At 65.9% G+C, this 8,646-nt stretch carries 11 protein-coding genes; 10 read left to right on the plus strand and 1 reads right to left on the minus strand.

Annotation, left to right across the window (positions count from 1 at the left end; translation table 11 throughout):
• From HY726_07270 to HY726_07315, 10 genes are all read left to right on the plus strand, one after another.
• Positions 1-1,334, plus strand: a 1,334-nt coding sequence (locus HY726_07270; protein MBI4608788.1) for a heavy metal translocating P-type ATPase, incomplete at its 5' end; no start/stop codon positions are given.
• A 1-nt stretch (position 1,335) separates the two neighbouring features.
• On the plus strand, positions 1,336-1,839 hold the full coding sequence (locus HY726_07275; GenBank protein MBI4608789.1) for a hypothetical protein: 504 nt from the start codon (positions 1,336-1,338) through the stop codon (positions 1,837-1,839).
• A gap of 91 nt (positions 1,840-1,930) precedes the next feature.
• The gene (locus tag HY726_07280) at positions 1,931-2,368 is read left to right on the plus strand and encodes a hypothetical protein (protein MBI4608790.1); all 438 of its coding nucleotides are present in this window, start codon (positions 1,931-1,933) and stop codon (positions 2,366-2,368) included.
• 3 nt (positions 2,369-2,371) lie between these two features.
• Positions 2,372-3,094, plus strand: a complete 723-nt coding sequence (locus HY726_07285) for a sulfite exporter TauE/SafE family protein (protein MBI4608791.1) — start codon at positions 2,372-2,374, stop codon at positions 3,092-3,094.
• A gap of 66 nt (positions 3,095-3,160) precedes the next feature.
• A complete protein-coding gene (locus tag HY726_07290) occupies positions 3,161-3,709 on the plus strand; it encodes a sigma-70 family RNA polymerase sigma factor (protein ID MBI4608792.1) in 549 nt (182 codons plus the stop codon).
• 44 nt (positions 3,710-3,753) lie between these two features.
• Positions 3,754-3,978: a hypothetical protein gene (locus HY726_07295; GenBank protein ID MBI4608793.1), complete on the plus strand. Its 225-nt coding sequence runs from the start codon at positions 3,754-3,756 to the stop codon at positions 3,976-3,978.
• Positions 3,971-5,608, plus strand: coding sequence for an MFS transporter (locus tag HY726_07300; GenBank protein MBI4608794.1), 1,638 nt, complete (start codon positions 3,971-3,973; stop codon positions 5,606-5,608). The genes HY726_07295 and HY726_07300 overlap by 8 nt, the downstream gene beginning before the upstream one ends.
• Positions 5,609-5,771: 163 nt before the next feature.
• On the plus strand, positions 5,772-6,575 hold the full coding sequence (locus HY726_07305) for a hypothetical protein (GenBank protein MBI4608795.1): 804 nt from the start codon (positions 5,772-5,774) through the stop codon (positions 6,573-6,575).
• Complete coding sequence (locus HY726_07310; GenBank protein MBI4608796.1) at positions 6,572-7,456, plus strand: c-type cytochrome; 885 nt, start codon at positions 6,572-6,574, stop codon at positions 7,454-7,456. Before HY726_07305 ends, HY726_07310 begins: the two co-directional genes overlap by 4 nt.
• A gap of 123 nt (positions 7,457-7,579) precedes the next feature.
• Positions 7,580-8,458, plus strand: a complete 879-nt coding sequence (locus HY726_07315; GenBank protein MBI4608797.1) for a zf-HC2 domain-containing protein — start codon at positions 7,580-7,582, stop codon at positions 8,456-8,458.
• 74 nt (positions 8,459-8,532) lie between these two features.
• Here HY726_07315 and HY726_07320 read toward each other — a convergent pair.
• A partial coding sequence (locus HY726_07320) for a hypothetical protein (protein ID MBI4608798.1) occupies positions 8,533-8,646 on the minus strand: 114 nt, incomplete at its 5' end.

Genomic DNA, 8,646 nt, shown 5'->3' on the forward strand with positions numbered 1-8,646 from the left:
CCGACTGGGACCGCGCCGGCTTTGCGGCCCTGGCCGTGCTCGTGATGGGCTACCCCTGCGCCCTCGGCATGGCTACCCCCCTGGCGATGATCCGCGGTGGCGGCGAGGCCGCCCGCCAGGGAATCCTGATGCGGAGCGCCGCCTCCTTCCAGGCGTTCAAGGATGTGTCGGTCGTGGTCCTGGACAAGACCGGGACGATCACGCACGGCGAGCCCCGGGTCGTGGAGGTGCTGCCAGCGGGTGGCTGGGAGGCTGACCGTCTCCTCGCCCTGGCGGCGTCGGCCGAGCAGGTTTCCGAACACCCGCTCGGTCAGGCGGTGGTCAAGGCCGCCAAGGCTAAGGGCCTTCGGCTCGACCGCGCGGAGACATTTGAAGCCGTTCCGGGAAAGGGCGTCAAGGCCACTGTGGCGGGCAAGCCAGTACTCGTTGGCACCCTTCGCTTCCTCACAGAGTCTGGGGTTGAGATGGGCGCGCTCGGGCAAACGGCGGCGGAGCACGAGGCCCGGGCCCAGACCGTCATCGCAGTGGCGACGGAAGGGCGGGCCGCCGGGCTCATCGCCCTGGCTGACACCGTGAAGGACGATGCCGCGGAGGCGATCGCACGGCTCCGGGCAAACGGCATCGAGCCCGTCATGATCACGGGGGACAATCTGCGAACGGCTCGGGCAGTGGCGGAGCAGGTCGGGATCGGCGAGGTGCTGGCCCAGGTGCTGCCGCCCGAAAAGGCCGAGCGGGTGCGCGCGCTTCAGCGGCAGGGGAAGCGCGTGGCCATGGTCGGAGACGGGATCAACGACGCGCCGGCGCTGATGCAGGCCGATGTGGGGCTGGCGATCGGCGCCGGCACTGACATCGCCATCGAATCCGCCGATGTTGTCCTGGTGGGTGAGCGAATGAGCGCCGTGGTGGACGCGTACCACATCGCCCGCAGGACCTACCGGAAGACCGTCCAGAACCTCTCCCTGGCTTTCAGCTTCAACGGGGTGGGGGTGCCCCTGGCCACGACGGGGCTCATCGCTCCGGTCTGGGCGATGGCCGCGATGGCCGCCAGCGTGACCGCAGTCCTCCTCAACTCGTTCTGGGGCCGCCTGGTCCCGCGGCTCGCACGGCGCCGAGCCGCGCTCCGGCGGGTGACGCTCACGGTCCCGAGCATCCATTGCCAGGGGTGCGTGACCAAGATCCAGGATACCCTCGGGAAGCTCCCGATCGTGGTGTCCGTGGAGGGGGATCCTCAAACCAAACAGGTGATCGTGACCATGCGGGATGGCCAGGGCCAGGTGCGAGCCATTGAAGAAGCCCTCACCCGCATCGGCCACGTCGTAGGGGAGGAGAAGTGAGATGAGAAAGTGGGTTTGGGTTGCCGTGATCATCGCCGCTCTCGCCACAGGGTACGCGGCGGGGTACTTCCTGAACCCCGTCGGGGTGCCGCCGGTGAAGGCCTATGCGGAGGGACAGCGGATCCGATTCATCCACACCGAGGTGTCGGACCCCAAGGTGGCGGACCTCCTGACGCGCATGATGAAGTCTCCGGTCCTCGTGGTCCCGCTGCTTGCCCAGGCGCCCGACACGATGCTCGCGAGGGTCTATGTGTTCAAGAACGGCGTGAAAGGCGGCGGGCCCTTCGGGTTTCAGCCTGACGTGTTCGAGAAGCCTCCCGGCGCTGAGGGCTACAGCCCGTTGCGCGCCGTACACATCGTCACCTGGAAGGACGAGCGGTCGGCGCGCCTGCTGACGTCGGCGGCCGAGGTGAAGGAGGCTGAAACCAAAGGGGAGGCGACCGTCGAGCGCCCCGGCGTGGTCGTCAACATGCCGTTCCTTAGCTGGCCAGGCGGGCGGCGGTAGCCCAAGAGTGAGAGTGGGAGCCTGGCAGGGGTGCACGTCTCCTTAAAAGAGGGAATCCCTTCTATCCAGCCCTTTCAGGGGAAGTGACGAGATGCGGAACTGGCACTGGCTCGTGTTGCTCTCTATCGGCGGGTTCGTCTTCTATGGGGCCTGGGCTTATACCCGATTGCCCGATCGGTCCGGCTCTATCATGGACACCTATGGGGCTCCTGGCAAGGAGGCAGAGGATCCGGTCCGAATCGAAGAGGCCGTGGCCCATGCCAAGGGACGGTCCGCCCCAACCGTGGCTGTGCAGGGAAACGTCGTCGATATGGGGCCGACGATGGGCTGCTGGCTCCTCCTTCGGGACGGCACCGGGGAAGTGCTCGTCCAGACCGTTCCGATGGTCTACATGCCCCAACAACTGCGTGGCGCGACGGTAAAGGCGATGGGACGACTCGTGTACGGGCGACTTCGCGGCATGGGCTATGACCGCGAGGGATGGTTCCTCCTGTCTCCGGGCGTCGAAGTTGTGAAGAAAAGTTCGTGACCCGTGATTGAATTCTTATTCGCCGTCTCCGGGACGATCGCGGCCGCTCTTCAAGGGCTGAAGGACGACGGCGTCGTCTCCGTTACCGCTCTTGCGCTGATCAGCCTGGGTGGGCTCATTGCCGGGGTAAGCCCCAGCGGAGTCGCCGCGGGGCTGGCCGTGTTGGGCCAGCTTCACCCCGTGGATCGTCGCCCCAAACCAAACCACGGCCTGACGGTCGCATCTACTTTCTCCCTGGGGATGGTTACTGCCCTCGGAGCTCTGGGTTTACTGGCGGCCTGGGGAGGCCGAATCTTGACCGGCTTCGGTCTGGCAAAGTGGCTCCCCCTGCTGACCCTCATCATGGGACTCAACATGCTCGGGGTCATTCGGTGGAAGTGGCTGCGATGTCTCGGCGCCAGCGGAGAGGCGGCATCGGGCCCCACCCAGGCGTTTTTGATGGGGGTGCCGTTCGGGGTTGCGACCTCACCGTGTGCATTGCCCGTCCTGGTTACGGCGCTCGCCGTTGCGGCGGCAAAGGGGAACGCTGTCTTTGGCCTTGGAGGGCTCGTGGCGTTCGGGCTCGGGCGCAGCATTCCGGTCCTTCTCCTGGGCCTCTTCAGTGACCAGTCGTGGACACTTCCCAAGATCCAGCGGGTTGCTCCCTGTCTGCGCCGCGTCGCCGGCGGCTTGATTACGGCAGTCAGTTTGTATTTCCTCACCCTTGGCCGTGACCTGCTGGGATGACGTGAAGCTGGCGATGCCGACCCGGCCCCACGGGGAACGGTAGCCCATGGATGCTGGTGAGAGGAGGTGAGCAATGCCGGGTCCGGCGCGCCGTCCTCCGAGTTTGAACGGATGGTACTCCCGCACCTCGAAGCAATGGTTCGGCTTGCCCGTTTCCTCCTCCGTGGGAAGCGAGCGGACGCGGACGATCTCGTGCAAGATGCCGTCCTCCGGGCCTTTGAAGCCTTTCCTCGATTCCAACCGGGCACAAACTTCCGCGCGTGGCTTTTCCGCATCCTTCGCAATGCCTACGTCGATCTGCTCCGGCGGAAGGGACGCCAGATCGAGCTTGCCGAACCGGACGCGGGGCTACAGGAGAACAGTCGTGCAATTGAAGAGTTCAGGGCCGAAGCGGTGCGCCAGCGCACGGAGGCTGATCTGGAGGCTGCCCTGGCCGACCTGCCCGCCGAGATCAAGACGGCGCTTCTTCTTGTCGATGGCGAGGGGATGCGCTACGACGAAGTGGCCGAGATCATGGATTGCCCCATCGGTACCGTCCGCTCCCGCCTGCATCGCGGGCGGCGCCTTCTTCGCCAGCGGCTCGTCGAGATCTGGCAGGGCCGAACTGTCGGCTGATGCGTGCCGCCGTACTCGAAACACGGGGCCACGCAGGATCAACCATGTCCCACGTTGAGACGCTGACGAGCGCGGAAGTTGAGTCCAAGGTGCTCCAAGCGGCGGGCTCTGTGGACGTTGACCGCGATCTTGATGCGGCCCGCCGGTTCGGCGTGATGAGCTTGCCGACGGCGCTCTTCACACGGGACGGCAAAGAGGTGGAGCGTCTCGACGGGCTCATCACCGAGGACGCCCTGAGGGCGGCGTTCGAGCGAGCGGCCCATGCCTGACCGCTCGCGCTCTGCACCAGGGTTCGTGTTCAACGGAAACGGACGCGAGGTTATCGCGGCGCTGGAGCAGGCGCCTTTCACGCGGCGGCATGGCCTCTTGTTGGCTGCACTGCTCGCTGCGCTCGTGTTCGACTACCAGAAGCCTGCGACCATCGGCTTCGTGATCCCTGGGATGCGAGAGATGTGGGGCCTCTCCGAAGCTAGCGCCGCTTACCTCCCCGCGGCTGGGATGGGCGGGACCGTGATCGGGTCCGTCCTCTGGGGGTTCATGGCCGACCGCGTCGGACGGCGGGCAGCACTGCTCTGGACAGTCGGCATCTTCTCGATCGCCACGCTGTGCGGGTTCGCTCTGGCCTACTGGCAGTCACTCCTGGCCTGTTTCGTGATGGGGTTCGGCGTGGGCGGCGAGATTCCCGTGGTGTTCGCGTTGGCTAGCGAGTACTTGCCAGCCCGGCTTCGGGGAACGGCGGTGCTAGGCTTGGGCATCGCCGGCTCGATGGGAGGCTACGCCCTGGCGGCCGGCACTGCAGCAATCGTGAAGGCTTTCTACCCGGAGGTCCATGCGTGGCGGCTACTCTGGCTGGTGAACCTGATTCCGTCGGTTATCCTGATCCTGGCCCTGCGGAGCCGGATCGTCCCTGAGTCGGCCCGGTACCTGCTGGCTCAGGGCCGGGTGCAGGACGCGAGAGCGGCTGCCGAATCTCTCCTCGGCCCGATCGCGAGAACTCCAGCGATTACAGAATCGTGGTCGATAGATGGCCCGCGTAAAGAGGCGGTCACTTCGCTCCGGACGCCCTACGGCCGCGTCGCGGCCCTGGCGTTCTTCGCCTTCGGCTGGGGCCTGGCCAACTTCGGGTTTCTCACCTGGCTCCCTACTCTGCTGGGAAGGCTCGGCTACGCGGGCGCAACCGCTTCCGCTTACCTTGCGCTCTCGGCGCTCATCGGGCTCCCTAGCCTGATTCTCACGGCGCTTCTGTTCAGCCGCTGGAGCACGCAGGGGACGCTGGTCGTGTACGCCGCGGGAGGGGCGCTCGCGCTCCTGGCGCTCGGTGCAGGCGCGAGCGCCGGGAAGCTGACGCCCGTCCTCCTGGTGGTCGCGAGTGCCCTGGCGTTCTTCTTCATCGCCTCGATCGGGGGCGCCCTCCCTGTCTACGCCGCCGAGGTGTCTCCCACGGCGGTGCGGGCTCGCCAGACGGGGATCGTCGCGGCGGCAGGCAGGCTAGGCGCCATTGTCGGCCCGTACGTGGGCGGCATCTGGCTGACGGGCGGCGGCTCAGTGCTCGGCCTCCAGGCGTTTTTTGCGGCCGGGCTCATCGCGGCCGCGGGGGTGCTGCACATGGTGGGTGTGGAGACCCGTGGCCGCACGCTGGAAGAGATCACGAGATTCCACTGGCCAGGCCGTTTCCTGAAAGGGGGGCTCGTCATGAGAACGATCCAACTGGGCGTACCCACGATCAAGTGCGAGGGATGCGTGGAGACGATTCGCACCGCCCTGACCAAGCGCTCTGGGGTCCAGACGGTCGAGGGGGATCCAGACCGAAAGGACGTCACAGTCACGTTTGACCCTGGCCAGCTCACGGAGAGCGAGATTCGGGCTGCCATCGCGGAAGCCGGCTTTCTTGTCGGATAAGGCCATGGGCCTCTTCACGAGGGAGATCGGAAGAACGGCGGACGCCCGTGTAAGGCGAATGTGTGGCGTCCCAGGGCCGACCTTCGCGGCCCTCGCGATACTGCTTCTGCTGGCGAAGGCAGCAGCGGGGGGCTTTCAACTTCACCACATTCATGGCCTCGCAGTGGACGCTGGCGACGCCCGCGTCATCTACATCGCGACCCATGCGGGGCTCGTGACGGGGATCCATGACAAGGAGTGGCAGTACGTCGGGGACGATCGCTCAGACTTTATGGGATTTACCGTCCATCCGACGGTACCGGGGCTCATGGTCGCAAGCGGCCACCCCGCTGAGGGCTCTCACTCCCCGAACCCGCGGGGCGTGATCGTGAGCCGCGACGGGGGCCGGACCTGGCGGCCGCTGGTGCTGGAGGGCGTAGCCGACTTCCACGCCCTCACCCTCAGCCCGGTGGACGGCGACACCCTCTACGGCTGGAATGTGGGGAGGAACCCTGGCCTCTACCGCGTGTCGCTCCGGAACGGAGCGTGGAAGCGGAAAGAGGCCCGGGGTCTGGCCGAGATCTACTCCCTGGCGGCTCACCCCGCGGAGCGAGATACCGTGGCGGCGGGAACTCGAAGCGGACTCCTAGTCAGCAGAGATGGCGGCCGGTCGTGGGATCATCTCGGCAACGCCTTGAGAGGCGTTCCCGTCACGGCCGTTGGGTTCCATCCGGAGAGTGCTAAGGTCCTCCTCGCGTATGCGGCGCACCCGTCGCTGGGGCTCGTCCAGAGCATGGACGGTGGCCTCACCTGGACCTCGCTCGGGATGTTTCTCGGGCGGGAGGACGCCGTGAGCCACATCGCCTTCCATCGGACGCCGGGGAAGCTCTACCTTGCCACCTTCGGCTCCGATGTTTACCGCTCCACCGACGACGGCCGGCGCTGGGAGCGCCTCATCCAGGGCGGCCGGCCGGTCAAGAGCCCATGAACGTCGGTTCCGTAGCAAAACTGCGGCTGGTTCTGGGCGTGCTCGTCACGCTTTTGGCTCTGGGAGGCTTTGGCTCGATGCCCTCGAGGGCCCTGAGCGATCGCCCGGAGCCAGACCTGGAGCGGGGCCGGTTCGTCTATGAGGCGAACTGCGCGATCTGCCACGGACGGAACGGTGATGGCCGGGGCATGGCCCGGCATCATTTCGAGACCCCTCCCGCCAGCTTCGAGGCCGGGAAGTTTAAGTTCCGTTCGACCCCTTCGGGCTCGCTTCCGCTCGATTCGGATCTCTTCCGGACCATTACCAAGGGAGTGGGACGGACGGGGATGGTCCCGCAGGGACACCTGGACGAGGCCGATCGCTGGGATGTCGTCGCCTACATCAAAGGGTTCTCGCGGCGCTTCGAACGGGATGCGCCAAGAGCGCCCATCGCCATCCCGCCACCGCCGAACCGCGCCCCGGAGCTCGTGGCCCGCGGCCGGCAGATCTATCTGGACGCCGGTTGCGCTGACTGCCACGGCGGGCGCGGCAAGGGCGATGGCCCGTCGCGCGACAGGCTCACGGACGACTGGGGCAATCCAATCCGTCCCACTGACCTCACCCGGCTGCCCAGGAAGAGCGGGCCGGACCCGGAGGATCTCTATCGGACGATCGCGACCGGCATGGACGGGACGCCGATGCCTTCGTACGCCGACGCGCTGCCGCCGGAGGAGCTCTGGGCCCTCGTGGCGTATCTCTGGGGACTCCCGCCCCGGTCCGAATGGGAAAACCTGGGCAAGCTGATTGATGAGGAGATCGTGGGGTTCAATGTCGAAAAGCGGCATCGCCAGCCACTCCCGCCACGAACTCCTCGAGCGATCCGTTCCGAGCCATCGAGCTGAAGCCGCGCACCTTTGTAACTACCCGCCACACAAGCATTTTTCTGGCTTTTCGCGATCGCGTGAACCTTCCGGGTCTCTGAAACGATATCCATGGTGAAGGGTGAACCGGTGGAGGGCTCGGAAGTGTCAGACGAGGCAGCTTGCCCGGAGTACCGAGAGCGGATCACGGCCTGGGTGGATGGGGAACTCAAGAATCTAGCTGAGGTGGCCGCGCTGGAGGCCCACGTACGCGGCTGCGAGGGCTGCCGACTCTACGTGGAAGCCGAGACGGCAACGAAGACACTCATCGCCGCCGCTTACGCGAACCCGGTCGAGGTCGATGAGCTTCGCGCTGGGATCAGGGCGCGGCTGGAACTGATCACGTTCCCTAAGCCGCGATGGTCGCCGGTCCGGGTGCCGCGGCTCGCCTGGGGGGCGCTCGCGGCTGTCCTGGTGGTTGCTGTCGCTGTCAGCTACCTGATGCTCCGGCCTCACGCGCCGGTGGAGGCTTCACCGCTCGTCCGGGCCGCGGTCACCGACCATGTCGAATGCATGCTGGGCCGCCTGCCGCTTGAGGTGACCACGACCGACCAGGAAGAAGTGGGCCGCTGGCTTCGAGGGCGTTTGGCGAGGCCGGTTGCGCTTCCAGGCCTCGCCCCGAGGGGCGAGGCTAAGATGTCCACACGGTGGGCTCGACTGGCGAGAGCTGAGGGCGCTCAGATCCTGGTTGACCGCGGCGGGCGCATGCACTCGCTCTTCATCATGCCTGTGCGGGAGGTGTCCGGGGCGCTCGGCCAGCCGGTCGTGCGGGCCGGTCGGGAATTCTTCGTAAACCACATCGAGGGCTACACGGTCGTGTTCTGGCGGCAAGGGGATCTTCTCTACTGTCTCGTCTCGGACGGCATGGAGGGGGAAGTTCTGGGCTTGGCAGCTGAGTATGCCCGATCCTCTACGGGATTTTTCTGGCCTGCAGAGCGAATGATTTCAGATGTCCGAGACGATCTCGGGAAGAATGAGTCATGAGAGCGAGTACCTCGGTGCTCCGGATCCCCCACTTGAGGGGACAGCTTAGGAAGTGTTAATAAATAACTGACCTATTATGTCCTACGGCTTCGTGAATGGAGCGTGTAGTTCCAGTCGCCATGAAACTTCGCGCGTTCGATGTTGAGTGTGGCCATTTGATCATCCGTGATCTTTTGCCCTTCGGGGTA

It is taken from the genome of Candidatus Rokuibacteriota bacterium (assembly GCA_016209385.1).
Taxonomy (GTDB): Bacteria; Methylomirabilota; Methylomirabilia; order Rokubacteriales; family CSP1-6; genus JACQWB01.

What these genes read in the sequence shown, in the direction of transcription:
- HY726_07275 (MBI4608789.1), top strand. Translation starts at nt 1,336, where the DNA reads ATGAGAAAGTGGGTTTGGGTTGCCGTGATCATCGCCGCTCTCGCCACA.
- HY726_07280 (MBI4608790.1), top strand. Translation starts at nt 1,931, where the DNA reads ATGCGGAACTGGCACTGGCTCGTGTTGCTCTCTATCGGCGGGTTCGTC.
- HY726_07295 (MBI4608793.1), top strand. Translation starts at nt 3,754, where the DNA reads ATGTCCCACGTTGAGACGCTGACGAGCGCGGAAGTTGAGTCCAAGGTG.
- HY726_07300 (MBI4608794.1), top strand. Translation starts at nt 3,971, where the DNA reads ATGCCTGACCGCTCGCGCTCTGCACCAGGGTTCGTGTTCAACGGAAAC.
- HY726_07310 (MBI4608796.1), top strand. Translation starts at nt 6,572, where the DNA reads ATGAACGTCGGTTCCGTAGCAAAACTGCGGCTGGTTCTGGGCGTGCTC.